Raw genomic sequence first — 14,066 nt, 5'->3', positions numbered from 1 at the left:
GCCCCGTCGGCCTCGACCACACCGGACCTGACCGCGAAGACCGACAACGCCCGCGCCCAGGCACGCTCCGTGCTGCTACGACGCGCCCGCGAACTCGCCCTGGTACCAGCGCTGTTGCTGCTCATGCTGCTCGGCGCCCTGGTGAACGACTCGTTCCTCACCGAACGCAACCTCATCTCCATCCTCGGCGCCTCCGCGGCCCTCGCGATGGTCGTGCTCGCCGAGTCGCTCGTCCTCATCACCGGCAAGTTCGACCTGTCCCTCGAATCGGTCGTCGGCATCGCGCCCGCCGTCGGCGCGCTGCTCGTGCTGCCCGCCGCGCAGGCCGGATTCGGCACCGAGATGCCCGCCGTGGTGGCCCTGCTCGCGATCCTCGTCGTCGGCGCGGTCATCGGCGCCTTCAACGGCATCCTCGTGGTCAAGCTCAAGCTGAACGCGTTCATCGTCACGCTCGCCATGCTGATCGTGCTGCGCGGACTGCTCGTCGGCGCGACCGAGGGCAAGACGCTCTTCGGGATGCCCGACGCCTTCTACACCCTCGCCACCTCGACGTTCCTGACCATCCCGCTCTCCGTGTGGCTGGCCGCCCTCGCCTTCGGCATCGCGGGCTTCGTCCTCAAATACCACCGCGTGGGGCGCGCCCTCTACGCGATCGGCGGCAACCCGGACGCGGCACGCGCCGCCGGTATCCGTGTCGAGCGCGTGATGCTCGGGGTGTTCGTCGTCGCCGGTGTCCTCGCCGCCGTCGGCGGACTCATGCAGACCGGCTACGTCGGCGCGATCAACGCCAACCAGGGCCAGAACATGATCTTCACCGTGTTCGCGGCCGCGGTCATCGGCGGCATCAGCCTCGACGGCGGCAAGGGCACCATGTTCGGCGCCCTCACCGGCGTCCTGCTGCTCGGCGTCGTACAGAACCTGCTCACTCTCGCCCAGGTGCCTTCCTTCTGGATCCAGGCCATCTACGGCGGAATCATCCTGGTCGCCCTGATGATCGCGCGCGTCACCACCGGCCGTGCACAGGACTGACCCCGCTCCGGGTTCCCCGTCTCGCTGCCCCTTTCCGGAAAGGCCTCCCGTGTCCCCGACTCCCGCCCGCATCACCGCGGTCGACACCTTCGACGTACGGTTCCCGACCTCGCGGGAACTGGACGGATCCGACGCGATGAACCCGGACCCCGACTACTCCGCCGCCTATGTGGTCCTGCGCACCGACGCGGACGACGGCCTGGAGGGGCACGGCTTCACCTTCACCATCGGGCGCGGCAACGACGTCCAGGTCGCCGCGATCGAGGCGCTGCGCCACCACGTGCTCGGGCGGTCCGTCGAGGAACTCTGCGCCGATCCGGGGACGTTGAACCGCGACCTGATCGGGGACAGCCAACTGCGCTGGCTCGGCCCCGAGAAGGGCGTGATGCACATGGCCATCGGCGCCGTCGTCAACGCCCTGTGGGACCTGGCGGCCAAGCGGGCACGCAAGCCGCTGTGGCGGTTCCTGGCGGACGCCGAGCCCCAGTGGCTTGTCTCCCAGGTCGACTTCCGCTACATCGCCGATGCCCTCACCCCTCAAGAGGCGCTGGAACTCCTCCAGTTGGGCAGACACGGAGCCACCGAGCGCGAAGTCCTGTTGCGGGAGCGCGGCTACCCCGGCTACACGACGTCGCCGGGCTGGCTCGGCTACAGCGACGAGAAGCTGACCCGCCTCGCGCGCCAGGCCGTGGCCGACGGCTTCACCCAGATCAAGCTGAAGGTCGGCGCGGATCTGGCGGACGACGTACGCCGCTGCCGTACCGCCCGTGAGGCGATCGGCCCCGACATCCGGATGGCGATCGACGCCAACCAGCGCTGGAACGTCGGCGAAGCCGTCGAGTGGACACGCGCGCTCGCGGAGTTCGACCCGTACTGGGTCGAGGAGCCCACAAGCCCCGACGACGTCCTCGGCCACGCGGCGATCCGCAAGGCGGTCGCCCCGGTCAAGGTCGCCACCGGCGAGCATGTGCAGAACCGCATCGTCTTCAAGCAACTCCTCCAGGCGGGCGCCATCGACGTACTGCAGATCGACGCGGCCCGCGTCGGCGGCGTCAACGAGAACCTCGCGATCCTGCTGCTCGCCGCCAAGTTCGGCGTCCCGGTCTGCCCGCACGCCGGCGGCGTGGGCCTGTGCGAACTCGTCCAGCACCTGTCGATGTTCGACTACGTGGCCCTGTCCGGGACCACCGAGAACCGCGTCATCGAGTACGTCGACCATCTCCACGACCACTTCATCGACGCGGTCGTGCTGCGCGACGGCCACTACATGGCCCCCGCCGCGCCGGGCTTCTCGGCCGCGATGCGGGCCGAGTCGCTCGCCGAATTCACCTATCCGGACGGCGCCTTCTGGGCCGCCGACCTCGCTCAGGGCAAAGGAGCAGCCGCATGACGGACGTCCAGGACTTCGAGGGTCTGAAGGCCCTGGTCACCGGAGGAGCCTCCGGCATCGGGCGGGCCACGGCCGAACTGCTCGCCGCGCGCGGCGCCCGGGTCGCCGTGCTCGACCTGAACCCGGACGACGTCGAGAAGCCGCTCACCGGCTACCGCGCCGACGTCTCGGACGACGCGTCGGTGCGCGAAGCCGTCGCCGCCGCAGTGGCCGACCTCGGCGGACTCGACGTACTGATCAACAACGCGGGCATCGGCGCGCAGGGCACCGTCGAGGACAACGACGACGCCCAGTGGCACAAGGTGCTCGACGTGAACGTCCTCGGCATCGTGCGCACCACCCGAGCCGCCCTGCCCCATCTGCGCGTCTCCACCCGGGCGGCGATCGTCAACACCTGCTCCATCGCCGCGACCGCGGGCCTCCCGCAGCGCGCCCTGTACTCGGCGTCGAAGGGCGCGGTGCTCTCCCTGACGCTCGCCATGGCCGCGGACCACGTACGCGAAGGGGTGCGCGTCAACTGCGTCAACCCCGGCACCGTCGACACCCCGTGGGTCGGCCGCCTCCTGGACGCCGCGCCGGACCCGGCGGCCGAGCGTGCCGCGCTCGCGGCCCGCCAGCCCACAGGACGCCTCGTCACGGCGGACGAAGTCGCGGGCGCCGTCGCCTACTTGGCCAGCCCTCTCTCCGGTGCCACCACCGGCACCGCGCTCGCCGTCGACGGCGGCATGCAGGGCCTGCGGCTGAGGCCGGCGGGCCAGTGAGCGGCATGGCCCGGCGCACCCTTGGACCCGGCGGCGTCGAGGTGACCGAGCTGTCCTTCGGCGCCGCCGGCCTCGGCAACCTCTACGCGCCGATCGGCGACGAGGAGGCGGCCGGGGCGATCGACGCGGCATGGGACGCGGGGATCCGCTACTTCGACACGGCGCCGCACTACGGCATCGGCCTGTCCGAGCGCAGGGTGGGCCAGGCGCTGCGGGCGCGCCCCCGCGAGACGTACACGCTCTCGACCAAGGCGGGGCGCCTCCTCGAAGCGGTGGAGAGGCCGGAAGGCGACGATCTCGCCCACGGCTTCGCCGTGCCCGCCACGCACCGCCGAGTCTGGGACTTCAGCGCGGACGGCGTCCGCCGCTCCCTGGAGGCGAGCCTGACCCGCCTCGGCCTCGACCGCGTCGACATCGTCTACCTCCACGACCCCGACGACCACGCGGAACAGGCCTTCCGTGAGGGGTATCCGGCCCTGGAGCGGCTGCGCTCCGAAGGCGTCGTCGGCGCGATCGGCGCGGGCATGAACCAGACGCGGATGCTCACCCGCTTCGTCCGTGACACGGACGTCGACGCCGTGCTGTGCGCGGGCCGCTACACGCTCCTGGACCAGAGCGCCCTGGCCGGGCTGCTGCCGGCGGCGCGGGAGCGCGGCAAGGCGGTGGTCATCGGCGGCGTCTTCAACTCGGGCCTCCTGGCCGACCCCAGGCCCGGCGCGACCTACGACTACACGACCGCACCCCGCGCCCTCGTGGACCGCGCGCTCCAGTTCAAGGCGATGGCGGAACGGCACGGCACCACGCTGCGCGCTGCGGCCCTGGCCTTCCCCCTCGCCCACCCGGCGGTGGCCACCGTCCTGGTCGGCGCCCGCTCGCCGCACGAAGTCCGGGACACGGCAGCGCAGTTCGTCTCCGCCGTCCCCGCCGGTTTCTGGAAGGAAGCACGCGCCGAGGGGCTGCTGCCCGCCGGTGCACCCGTCCCCGGAGAGGACCCCGCGTGAGAATCGCCCTGCACACCAAGGTCCGCGCCGACCGCGTCGCCGAGTACGACGCCGCGCACCGCGAGGTGCCCGCCGAGCTCGTCGCCGCCATCCGCGCGGCGGGCGCCACTTCCTGGACGATCTGGCGCAGCGGCACCGATCTCTTCCACGTCCTGGAGTGCGAGGACTACGCCCGTATGCTCGCCGAGCTGGACAAGCTGCCGGTCAACATCGCCTGGCAGGCCCGCATGGCCGAGCTCCTCGACGTCGTCCACGACTACTCGGCCGAGGGTTCGGACGCCGGGCTGCCCGTCGTGTGGGAGCTGCCGTGATGCCGCCGGGACCTGCCGTGACACCACACCTCGTCGACTCCCACCACCACGTGTGGGACCTCTCCGTACGCGACCAGGAATGGATCACCGGCGATGCGCTCGCCCCGATCCGCCGGGACTTCTCTCTCGCCGACCTCCTGCCCGATGCTCGCGCCGCCGGTGTCACCGCGACCGTCCTGGTCCAGACGGTCACCGTCGCCGAGGAGACCCCCGAGTTCCTCGCCCTGGCGGCGGACAGCGACCTGGTGGCGGGCGTCGTCGGGTGGACCGACCTCACCCGCCCGGATGCCGCCGACGTGCTCGCCGAGCTGCGTCAACTCCCGGGCGGGCAACACCTCGTGGGCATCCGCCACCAGGTCCAGGGCGAGCCCGACCCGCAGTGGCTGCTGCGGCCCGACGTGCGCCGCGGCCTGGCGGCGGTCGGCGCGGCGGGTCTGGTCTACGACCTCGTCGTCCTGCCCCACCAGCTCCCTGCCTGCGTCAAGGCCGCCCAGGAGCACCCCGAACTCACCTTCGTGCTCGACCACTTGGGCAAGCCGCCCATCGCCTCCGGCGCCCTCGAACCCTGGGCGGCGGCGGTCCGCGCACTCGCCGATCTGCCCAACACCGTCTGCAAACTCTCCGGCCTGGTGACCGAGGCCGACCCGAAGGCCTGGACGGTCGACGACCTGCGCCCGTACGCGGACACCGTCCTGGACGCCTTCGGCCCCGACCGGCTGATGTTCGGCTCTGACTGGCCCGTCTGCACCCTGGCCGCCACGTACGGCGAAGTCGTCGAAGCAGCCCGGCAGTTGACCGCATCGCTGAGCGACAGCGAGCGCGCCGCCCTCTTCGCCGGGACCGCGACCCGCGTCTACCGCCTCTGATCCACCCGTGTCGGCGGCAGGAACTCCCGCACGTACGTCCGCTCCCAGCAGGCGCCCGTCTCGCGCAGCTCACGCCAGGTCGTGTAGCGGTAGCGGAAGAGGCGGGCGCGGATGTACGCGGGCGGGGCCTGTGGCGGGAACGGGACGTGGCGCAGCAGCCGCAGCGTGTCCCGGTCGCCGTCCAGGAGGCGCTCCACCAGCGGGCCGAACCACGGCCTCGCGTACGCGGGGGAGAGCGCGGCGAACCACATCATCCAGTCGAGCCGCAGATGGTACGGCGCGAACTGCCTTGGCCAACGGTGCACATCACCCGGCTTGCCCTTGAACTCGTACTCACGCCACTCGGAGTCCTGGCGGGGCGTCAGGTCCGACGTGCCCTCGACGATCACCTCCTGGCGGACGCGGCTGACGCTGCCGAACGCCCCGTAGGCGTTGACGAGATGGAGCGGGTCGAAGGAGTAGTTCATGATCTGCCGCCGCGAGAACAGATTGCGCGCGGGGCGGTAGCTCAGGCCGAGGATCAGCGCCGTCACCGCGATGACCACCACCTCGTACCAGAGCGGGGGAGCGGAGGACTGTGACGGGGCTCCTGCTCCGCCGAAGTCCACGACGGACACGGCGAGCACGATGGTCAGCCAGTTCAGCCAGGAGAAGTTCCCCGAGAGGACCAGCCACAGCTGGGTGGCGATCATCAGGCAGGCCGCTGCCGTCGCGATCGGCTGCGGCGTGAACAGCAGGACGGGCACGACGAGTTGGGTGAAGTGGTTCGCCGCCACCTCCGCCCGGTGGACCGGCTTGGGCAGATGATGGAAGAACCAGCTCAGCGGCCCCGGCATCGGCTGGGTCTCGTGGTGGAAGTCCAGGCAGGTGAGCTTTCGCCAGCACGCGTCGCCGCGCATTTTGATCAGCCCGGCCCCGAACTCGACGCGGAACAGCACCCAGCGAAGCAGGAAGAGCACGAGGACCGGCGGCGCCGTCTCGTCGTTGCCGAGGAAGACGGCGAGGAAGCCCACCTCCAGGAGCAGCGACTCCCAGCCGAAGCCGTACCAGGTCTGCCCCACGTTCACGATCGAGAGATACAGGGCCCACGGCACGGCCCACAGCAGCATGCCGCCCCACAGGGGGAGGAGACCGTCGGCGCCCGCGAGCAGCGCGAGGGCGCAGGCGCAGCCCGTCCACGCGACGAGGGCGAAGAAGCGGTCCGAGTAGTGGAGCTGGAAGAGGCTCGGGGCCCGCCGGAACGGTACGCCCTCGACGTGGCGCGGCACCGGCAGCATGCCGCGCTCCCCGATCAGCGCCCGGAACTGCAGCGCAGCCCCCAGGAACGCGAAGAAGTAGACGGCGGCGAGCGCCCGCTGGAACACGAGGCGGCCGAGCCAGTACTGATCTGCGGTGAACCACTCCACAAGGCCATCTTGCGCCCAAAGCGGCCCGGCCCCCTCCGGGCCCGCGAACACGCTCCGGCTTGCGCACCGGCTCCCGCTGCCCCAGAGAATGGGGGCAAAGTGCCCGATAACAGGCGGGAGAGCACGGTGCGTGTGCCCACCAGGCCCACCAGGACCCATGCGATGGCCTTCGCGATATCCGCGGCCATCGCCGTCGCAGGATGCTCCGGCGGAGGCGACAAGAACTCCGCCGATGGCGGCCCCGAGCTGTTCATGCAGCCGGTCGCCGCCCAGGGCCCCGATCCGTTCACCGACTCCACCGCGACGTCCACGGCGACTCCCTCGCCCGTCACCCGTTCGCCGCAGCCCTCGCCGACCGGAACCTCGTCGCCCACGGCCCAGGGCGTGCGCTCCCTGTCGGGCGGTACGCCGGGTCTGTACGGCGGCACGCAGTCCGTGGGCAGCTGCGACGTCGACGCCCAGGTCCGCTTCCTCACCGCCGATCAGGGCAAGGCCCGCGCCTTCGCCCAGGCCGAGGGCATCTCCCAGGCCGACATCCCGGGCTTCCTGCGCGGCCTGACGCCGGTCGTGCTGCGGGCCGACACCCGCGTCACCAACCACGGCTACCGCGACGGCGGTGCCACCAGCTTCCAGTCCGTGCTGCAGACCGGCACCGCGGTCCTCGTCGACAACCGGGGACTGCCGCGCGTGCGGTGCGCCTGCGGGAACCCGCTGAAGCCGCCGGTCGCCTTCAAGGGCACCCCGAGCCACCAGGGCAAGCCGTGGTCCGGCTACCGCCCGGCCCAGGTGATCGTCGTGACGCCGGCGCCGAAGATCATCGTGAACATCACCATCGTGAACATCACCAACAACACGTGGATCGAGCGGAAGACGGGCGACCACGACGGCGACAAGGACCGCGTGGTGCCGCCGCCGTCCCCGACGCCCACGCCGACCCCCACCCCCACGCCCACGAGCCCCAGCCCGAGCGAATCGGACGAGGAGAGCAGCACCCCCAGCGAGTCGGCCACCACGTCCACGGACTGCCCGACGCCCGCCCCCGACGCGGGCACGGAGCCGCCCACCGGCACCCCCTCCGAGATCCCTCCCGGCTGCCCCACGCCCACCTCCAGCGCGCCGACCTCGCCCCCGGACGAGCCGAGCACGCCGGACGACGACACGGTGCAGCCCCCGTCCCAGGAGGACCCCGGCGACGAGACCGGCCCCGAGAGCGTTCCCGACACCCCTGACCAGCCCGATGGCAGCGGTCTCGTCCCGGACGACCCCTCCCTGGGCGACTCTCCGCTGACCAGCGATCCCGGCACTTTCCAGAGCTGAGCGTGCGCGCTCGGGCCCGACAGCGAAGAATCATGAAGTGTCATGAAGCCCACGCCACTGCCGGACGACTGGCCAGCGGATCCACGGTCGATCCTGGCGTTCAACCGCACAGGCTGCTTCGACTGGGACCTCGACAGCGGCCTGATGCATCTGGACGCCGCGGGCCACGAGGTCTTCGACGTACGGGCCGACGAGTACGACGGAAACCCGACGAGCCTCGGCGTACGCGTTCCGCCGGTCGAGGCGCACCGCCTCGACGCCTACGTCTCGCACGCGCTCAAGGACGGCAGCCGGACCTACGGCATCTACTTCCGCATCCGGCTGCGCTCCGGGGGCCTGCGCTGGACCCATACCCAGGGGTTCATCCAGCGTGACGAGACGGGCCGCCCGCGCCGGATTGTGGGCATCGTCCGCGACGCCACGCAGGAGCTGGGCGACAGCACGGCCCGGCACCAGCGCGCCGACGAGGAGGAGGACCGGCGCCGCCGCACGAGCATCGTGCAGGGCACCACGGCGGCCCTCGCGCACGCCCGTACCGTCCGCGACGTCATCGACGTGCTCAAGGACACCCACGGCCTCGCGCACCTGGGTGCGTCGAACCTGGTCATGGCCCTGGTCGAGGCGGGGCGGATCCGGCTGGTCGCGGAGGGGCCCGCGGGGAGCTTCGTGCCGGGCACCAAGTTCACGCGGATCGACGAGCGGTATCCGATGAGCGACGCCGTGCGCACGCTCTCGCCGCGCTTCATCGAGACGGCCGCGGAGTTCGCGGCCTCGTACCCGGAGCTGTGGCCGCACATAGACAAGCTGGGCATCACATCGGCCGCGTACCTGCCGCTGATCGCGCAGGCCAAGCCGATCGGCGTGCTCGGCCTGCTCTACCAGGACAAGACCGGCTTCACCGAGGAGGAGCGCAACGTCCTGGTAGCGCTGAGCAGCGGCATCGCGCAGAGCCTCCAGCGCGCCATGTTCTACGAGCAGGAGAAGGACCTCGCCCAGGGCCTCCAGCAGGCGATGCTGCCGCGCACCATCCCCGGCGTGCCCGGCGCCGACGTCGCGGTCCGCTACCGCTCGGCGGCGCTCGGCCGGGACATCGGCGGCGACTGGTACGACGTGATCCCGCTGCCCGGCGGCCGTGTCGGGGCGGTCATCGGCGACGTACAGGGCCACGACACGCACGCGGCGGCCGTCATGGGCCAGCTGCGCATCGTGCTGCGCGCCTACGCCGCCGAGGGGCATCCGCCCGCCACCGTCATGGCCCGTGCGTCGGGTTTCCTGCACGAGCTGGACACCGAGCGCTTCGCCACCTGCCTCTACGCGGAGGCCGACCTGTCGACGGGCGTGGTCCAGCTGGTGCGAGCCGGCCACATCGACCCGCTCGTCCAGCAGACCGACGGGAGCTGCCGCCGGGTGCCGGTCGACGGCGGGCTCCCGCTGGGTCTCTCGGCCGAGTTCGGCGGCCTCGAATACCCGGTCACCACCTTCGAGCTCGACGCGGGCCAGACCCTGATCCTCTTCACCGACGGCCTCATCGAGGAGCCGGGCTCCGACCTCGACGACGGGCTGCGGGCCCTGGGCGAGCTCGCCTGCTCGGGCCCGCGCGACCTCCAGCCCCTGGCCGACCGGCTCTGCGGGATCGTGGACGACCGGGGCGGCGAGGACGACGCGGCGCTGCTGCTCCTGCGCCGCCGGATGATCGACGCGCCCCGGTCCGGCGGCCGTCTCCAGCAGCATGTCGGCCCCGGCGATCCGGAGGCACTGGCCGAGGCCCGGCACATGATCCGCGCCGCGGTGCGTGCCTGGGGCGCCGGGGAGGGCGCCGACGAGATCGAGCTGGTGGCCGACGAGGTGATCACCAACGCCCTGATGCACACCGACGGCGCGGCGATCGTGACCCTGCGGGTCGTCAGCGGCACCGAACGGCGCCTGCGCGTCGAGGTCGAGGACTCCTCCAGCGCACTGCCGCGCCGCCGTGAGGCAGGGGAATCGGGGGTGTCGGGGCGCGGGTTGCTCCTGGTGGACATGCTCACGGACGCGTGGGGCGTCGAATCGCGCGGCAGCGGCAAGTGCGTCTGGTGCGAGTTCGTCGTTCCGGCGCGGGAGAGCCAGGCGCAGGGCGAGCGGACTACGCCGCAGGAACAGGGTCAGGAGTGAACGGATGCCGGAACTCCCCGAGGTCGAGGCGCTGCGCGCCTTCCTCACCGAACACCTCGTCGGCCACGAGATCATCCGGGTGCTGCCCGTGGCGGTCAGCGTCCTCAAGACGTACGACCCGCCGCTGACCGCCCTGGAGGGCCGCACCGTCACGGCCGTCGCGCGCCACGGCAAGTTCCTCGACCTCGACGCGGACGGCCTGCACCTGGTGACCCACCTCGCCCGCGCGGGCTGGCTGCACTGGAAGGACCGCCTCCCCGACGGCCCGCCCCGCCCCGGCAAGGGCCCCCTAGCGCTGCGCGTCGCGCTGGAGACGGGTGAGGGCTTCGACCTGACGGAGGCGGGCACGCAAAAACGCCTCGCCGTGTACGTGACCGATGACCCCTCGGCGATCCCGGGCATCGCCAGGCTCGGCCCCGACCCGCTGGCCCCGGACTTCGACGAGGAGCGCTTCGCCGGTCTCCTGGCGGGCGAACGCCGCCAGATCAAGGGCGCGTTGAGGGACCAGAGCCTGATCGCGGGCGTCGGGAACGCGTACAGCGACGAGATCCTGCACGTGGCTCGCATGTCTCCGTATCGGCTCACGTCGAGCCTCACGAAGGGGGAAGTCCATGGGCTGCATGTGGCGTTGCGGACCACGCTGACCGAGGCGGTGGAGCGCTCGCGCGGTGTCGCGGCGGGCCGCCTCAAGGCGGAGAAGAAGAGCGGCCTGCGTGTCCACGGCCGCACCGGCGAACCGTGCCCCGTGTGCGGCGACACCATCCGCGAGGTCTCCTTCAGCGACTCGTCGCTCCAGTACTGCCCCACGTGCCAGACGGGCGGGAAGCCGCTGGCGGACCGGAGGATGTCGCGGCTCCTGAAGTAGCCGTGCGTGAGGGGCGGTTCAGGGCCGCCGCAGCGTCAGCAGGCGCTGTCCGTCCCTCGTGCGCACTTCGTAGCGGGCGATGTCCTCGCGGGGCATGGCCGCACCGCCCCGTGTCGAGAGAGCGGCCGGTGGCTCTGCCGCGGGCCCGTCGGCGTGCTCGGCGGCGGGCACCTTCCACGTCGTCACCGTCTGCTCGGAGCCGTCGGTGCCGACGGCCACGAGTTCGCAGACGCGGGCGCCGCCGTGCACATCGCGGATGCGGAGCCCGATGTCCGTGCCCCAGTCGCGGCCCCGCGCGGTCAGTGTCGCCGATACGCCGGTGCGGCCGTCGCGGGCCGTGATCTGTTCCGGTCCCGGCCCGCCGGATCTGAGGACCGCCGTCGCGGGGGCCGCGACGGCCAGCACGACGCTCGCCGCGACCGCGCACAGCCACCGCCTGCGCCCGGCCCTGCGCAGCCGTCCGGCCTCGGCGAGCAGCCGGTCGACGAGGCCGGGGCCGGGCACGGCCAGCGGTTCGACGTGCGGCGGGGTGACGCGGTCGTAGGCAGCCAACTGCTGTGCTGCCGGGCCGAGTTCCTCGACCAGGGCCCGGCACGTGGGGCAGTCCATGAGGTGGTCGTCGAAGCGGAAGGTGTCCGCCGCGTCGAGGACACCGAGCGCGTAGGCGCCGGCGTCGCGATGCCGCTCCAGGGACCTCATGGTGTTCCTTGCGTGACGAGTCGGGCAGGGGGTGCGTTCTGCCCTCCCGTACGCAGGGGACCGACGAATCACTCAAGACGCGCGAAGAGAACACTCGCGCGAGGGCCAGAACCTCTCTGCCGTGGCGTCAGAACCTCTCTGTCGTGGTGCCGGTACGCCTCTGCCGCGGCGTCAGAACAGATGGATCGCCAGATGCCCGAGGGGCAGCCCCAGGCGCCACGCCGCCGTCCACACCTTGGGCCCGTCGTCCTCGCCGCCCGGCGACCCGCCGCCGGGCACCGCGTCCAGATCGGGCGCGAGCAGCTCCGTCTCCTCCAGCCAGCGCCACGCCAGGTCGGCGAGCTCCAGATCGGGCGCGGGCTCACCGGATGTGAGCGCGTCCGCCGTGAGCACGGCCATCCGCTCACCGACCCAGTCGAGCCACGGCTGGTCGTAGGCCGTCAGGGACAGCCAGGTCTCCAACTGCGAGACCACGCGGATGCCCGACAGTTCTCCACGCGTGTCCGAGAGGAAAATAGTCAGGGCCAGAGCATCACGCCCCGCGCGGTATTCGAAAGATGTCGGCGGCATCAAATCGCCGGTACGCAGTAATTCGTCCGCGATGTACTCGGCGTACAACCACGCCATCGGCACGGCCAGTTCGCCGCCACTCGGGCCCTCCGTGTTTCCTCGGCTCTCGTGCAGCATCCCGTCTCGCCTTCCTCCGATCCGTGCGCGTCGCCGGCCTCTGGCCCCCAATCCGGAACACGGATGAGGACAGCCGATTACCCGAAGGGGGCTGTGAGCAAGGCGCTTTACGGAGCTTTGACCCGGGCCCCGGTTTCGTCGCAGGTCGGAGGCTGTGTGTTCTTCGTGTCACATGGCCGGATGATTTAAGTCCGTTTCGGGGACTATGACGGCATTGCTGCTTGACTCGGCCATGTGTCCGAATGTGGATTCGTTTCGCCGAATATCCCCCATTCACGGAGCCTGGTCGATGACGCAGCGCACACCGCAGGGAACAGCCGTTCTGGCAGCGGTAATGATCGGAGCCACTCTCGCCGCGACCGCCGCCTGCACGGCAAATGAAGGGCCCGCGCAGGAGCGGAATCCGAAGCAGCAGAGCGAAAAGCAACCGGGCGGCGCCCGGGACGGAAATCAGGAGGCTCCGCCTCCCGCGCCGTCGGCGGCCGGCGGCGGCCCGGACGCGCCGCGCGCCTTCACGCTCGTCGCCTCCGGGGACGTGCTTCCGCACTCCTCGATCATCAGCAGGGCCAACGCCGACGCGGGCGGCGACGGCTACGATTTCGTGCCGATGCTGGCGGGCGTCAAACCCGTCGTGGCCAAGGCCGATCTGGCGATCTGTCACATGGAGACGGTCTACGGCGAGAACGGCGACTACACCGGCTACCCCAGCTTCAAGTCCCCGCCCCAGATCGCCCACGCCCTGAAGGCCACCGGCTACGACGCCTGCTCCACGGCCTCCAACCACACGCTCGACGACGGCGCCGCGGGAGTGCGCAGGACGCTCGGCGCGCTCGACAAGGCAGGCGTCAAGCACGCGGGCTCGGGCCGCACGGCCGCCGAGGGCAAGTCTCCCGCCTGGATGCGGGCGGGCGGCGCGAAGGTGGCCCAGCTCGCGTACACGTACGGCACGAACGGATATCCGCTGCCCAAGGGCAAGCCCTGGACGGTCAACCTCATGGAGCGCGACCGGATCGTCGCGGACGCGCGCGCCGCGCGGAAGGCGGGCGCGGACGTGGTCGTCGTCTCGGTCCACTGGGGCACGGAGTGGCAGGACGCCCCGGACCGCCGCCAGCTGAGCCTCGGCAAGCAGCTCACCGCGTCCAGCACCGGGGGGCGTCCCGACATCGACCTGATCCTGGGCACCCACGCGCACGTCCCCCAGGCCTACGAGAAGGTCAACAAGACCTGGGTCATCTACGGCATGGGCGACCAGATCGCCGGCGACATGATCAACCACGAGGGCGCGAACGACCCGCGCGGCAACCAGGGCACCCTCGGCCGGTTCACGTTCGCCCCGCCCGCGGCCCCCGGCGGACGCTGGGAGGTCAAGAAGGCCGAGTTCATCCCCCAGTGGTTCAACACGGGCACGGGGCGGGTGACCGACCTGAACGCGGCGCTGGCCCGCGGCGCGGACGTCGCCGACGTGCGCGACCGGATCCGCCGGATCGTCCTGAGCCGTGGCGCGGCGAAGGACGGCCTGGTGATGGGCAAGTAGCAGCCGGTCGGCGAGTAGCAGCCGGGTACCCGCCCGCGTGTGCGTGGCC

The 14,066-nt window shown here is 71.6% G+C and carries 13 protein-coding genes; 10 read left to right on the top strand and 3 right to left on the bottom strand.

The window, feature by feature from the left end; genetic code table 11:
- The first annotated feature begins 27 nt into the window (after positions 1-27).
- Genes ABZ833_RS04665 through ABZ833_RS04640 form a run of 6 tightly spaced genes read left to right on the top strand, consistent with a single transcriptional unit; the run spans position 28 to position 5,358 of the window.
- On the top strand, positions 28-1,029 hold the full coding sequence (locus ABZ833_RS04665; protein ID WP_361041370.1) for an ABC transporter permease: 1,002 nt from the start codon (positions 28-30) through the stop codon (positions 1,027-1,029).
- Positions 1,030-1,078: 49 nt separating this feature from the next.
- The gene (locus ABZ833_RS04660) at positions 1,079-2,419 is read left to right on the top strand and encodes an L-fuconate dehydratase (RefSeq protein WP_361040923.1); all 1,341 of its coding nucleotides are present in this window, start codon (positions 1,079-1,081) and stop codon (positions 2,417-2,419) included.
- Positions 2,416-3,180 carry an SDR family oxidoreductase gene (locus tag ABZ833_RS04655; RefSeq protein ID WP_361040920.1) on the top strand — a complete coding sequence of 255 codons (765 nt, stop codon included), beginning with the start codon at positions 2,416-2,418 and terminating at the stop codon, positions 3,178-3,180. The genes ABZ833_RS04660 and ABZ833_RS04655 overlap by 4 nt, the downstream gene beginning before the upstream one ends.
- A 5-nt stretch (positions 3,181-3,185) precedes the next feature.
- Positions 3,186-4,181: an aldo/keto reductase gene (locus tag ABZ833_RS04650; RefSeq protein ID WP_361040917.1), complete on the top strand. Its 996-nt coding sequence runs from the start codon at positions 3,186-3,188 to the stop codon at positions 4,179-4,181.
- Entirely contained in the window at positions 4,178-4,492 is a 315-nt protein-coding gene (locus tag ABZ833_RS04645; protein WP_361040914.1) for an L-rhamnose mutarotase, read from the top strand. Before ABZ833_RS04650 ends, ABZ833_RS04645 begins: the two co-directional genes overlap by 4 nt.
- The gene (locus tag ABZ833_RS04640) at positions 4,492-5,358 is read left to right on the top strand and encodes an amidohydrolase family protein (RefSeq protein WP_361040912.1); all 867 of its coding nucleotides are present in this window, start codon (positions 4,492-4,494) and stop codon (positions 5,356-5,358) included. The genes ABZ833_RS04645 and ABZ833_RS04640 overlap by 1 nt, the downstream gene beginning before the upstream one ends.
- Here the strand turns inward: ABZ833_RS04640 and ABZ833_RS04635 are convergent.
- On the bottom strand, positions 5,346-6,764 hold the full coding sequence (locus ABZ833_RS04635) for a lipase maturation factor family protein (protein ID WP_361040910.1): 1,419 nt from the start codon (positions 6,762-6,764) through the stop codon (positions 5,346-5,348). The two genes, ABZ833_RS04640 and ABZ833_RS04635, sit on opposite strands and share 13 nt — an antisense overlap.
- A 162-nt stretch (positions 6,765-6,926) precedes the next feature.
- Between ABZ833_RS04635 and ABZ833_RS04630 the strand changes: the two genes are divergently transcribed.
- The 3 genes from ABZ833_RS04630 to ABZ833_RS04620 are packed head-to-tail and all read left to right on the top strand — an operon-like array spanning position 6,927 to position 11,097.
- Entirely contained in the window at positions 6,927-8,081 is a 1,155-nt protein-coding gene (locus ABZ833_RS04630; protein ID WP_361040907.1) for a DUF6777 domain-containing protein, read from the top strand.
- 42 nt (positions 8,082-8,123) lie between these two features.
- On the top strand, positions 8,124-10,232 hold the full coding sequence (locus ABZ833_RS04625; protein ID WP_361040904.1) for a SpoIIE family protein phosphatase: 2,109 nt from the start codon (positions 8,124-8,126) through the stop codon (positions 10,230-10,232).
- A gap of 4 nt (positions 10,233-10,236) precedes the next feature.
- On the top strand, positions 10,237-11,097 hold the full coding sequence (locus ABZ833_RS04620) for a DNA-formamidopyrimidine glycosylase family protein (RefSeq protein ID WP_361040901.1): 861 nt from the start codon (positions 10,237-10,239) through the stop codon (positions 11,095-11,097).
- An 18-nt stretch (positions 11,098-11,115) separates the two neighbouring features.
- Here the strand turns inward: ABZ833_RS04620 and ABZ833_RS04615 are convergent, their stop codons facing one another.
- Entirely contained in the window at positions 11,116-11,796 is a 681-nt protein-coding gene (locus ABZ833_RS04615; protein ID WP_361040898.1) for a zf-HC2 domain-containing protein, read from the bottom strand.
- A gap of 171 nt (positions 11,797-11,967) precedes the next feature.
- Positions 11,968-12,483, bottom strand: coding sequence for a hypothetical protein (locus ABZ833_RS04610; protein ID WP_361040896.1), 516 nt, complete (start codon positions 12,481-12,483; stop codon positions 11,968-11,970).
- Between the two features lie 289 nt (positions 12,484-12,772).
- Here ABZ833_RS04610 and ABZ833_RS04605 point away from each other — a divergent pair, with 289 nt between their 5' ends.
- Positions 12,773-14,017: a CapA family protein gene (locus tag ABZ833_RS04605; RefSeq protein WP_361040894.1), complete on the top strand. Its 1,245-nt coding sequence runs from the start codon at positions 12,773-12,775 to the stop codon at positions 14,015-14,017.
- Positions 14,018-14,066: the final 49 nt, after the last annotated feature.

The organism is Streptomyces sp. NPDC047525 (genome assembly GCF_040643025.1).
Taxonomy (GTDB): Bacteria; Actinomycetota; Actinomycetes; order Streptomycetales; family Streptomycetaceae; genus Streptomyces; species Streptomyces durmitorensis.
The sequence above is the reverse complement of the archived record's forward strand: the minus strand, read 5'-3'. Positions and strand labels throughout refer to the sequence as shown.

Excerpts from the sequence above, each read along its gene's own strand:
- ABZ833_RS04655 (WP_361040920.1), top strand. The coding sequence starts at position 2,416 with ATGACGGACGTCCAGGACTTCGAGGGTCTGAAGGCCCTGGTCACCGGA.
- ABZ833_RS04650 (WP_361040917.1), top strand. The coding sequence starts at position 3,186 with ATGGCCCGGCGCACCCTTGGACCCGGCGGCGTCGAGGTGACCGAGCTG.
- ABZ833_RS04640 (WP_361040912.1), top strand. The coding sequence starts at position 4,492 with ATGCCGCCGGGACCTGCCGTGACACCACACCTCGTCGACTCCCACCAC.
- ABZ833_RS04630 (WP_361040907.1), top strand. The coding sequence starts at position 6,927 with ATGGCCTTCGCGATATCCGCGGCCATCGCCGTCGCAGGATGCTCCGGC.
- ABZ833_RS04625 (WP_361040904.1), top strand. The coding sequence starts at position 8,124 with ATGAAGCCCACGCCACTGCCGGACGACTGGCCAGCGGATCCACGGTCG.
- ABZ833_RS04620 (WP_361040901.1), top strand. The coding sequence starts at position 10,237 with ATGCCGGAACTCCCCGAGGTCGAGGCGCTGCGCGCCTTCCTCACCGAA.
- ABZ833_RS04615 (WP_361040898.1), bottom strand. The coding sequence starts at position 11,796 with ATGAGGTCCCTGGAGCGGCATCGCGACGCCGGCGCCTACGCGCTCGGT.
- ABZ833_RS04610 (WP_361040896.1), bottom strand. The coding sequence starts at position 12,483 with ATGCTGCACGAGAGCCGAGGAAACACGGAGGGCCCGAGTGGCGGCGAA.
- ABZ833_RS04605 (WP_361040894.1), top strand. The coding sequence starts at position 12,773 with ATGACGCAGCGCACACCGCAGGGAACAGCCGTTCTGGCAGCGGTAATG.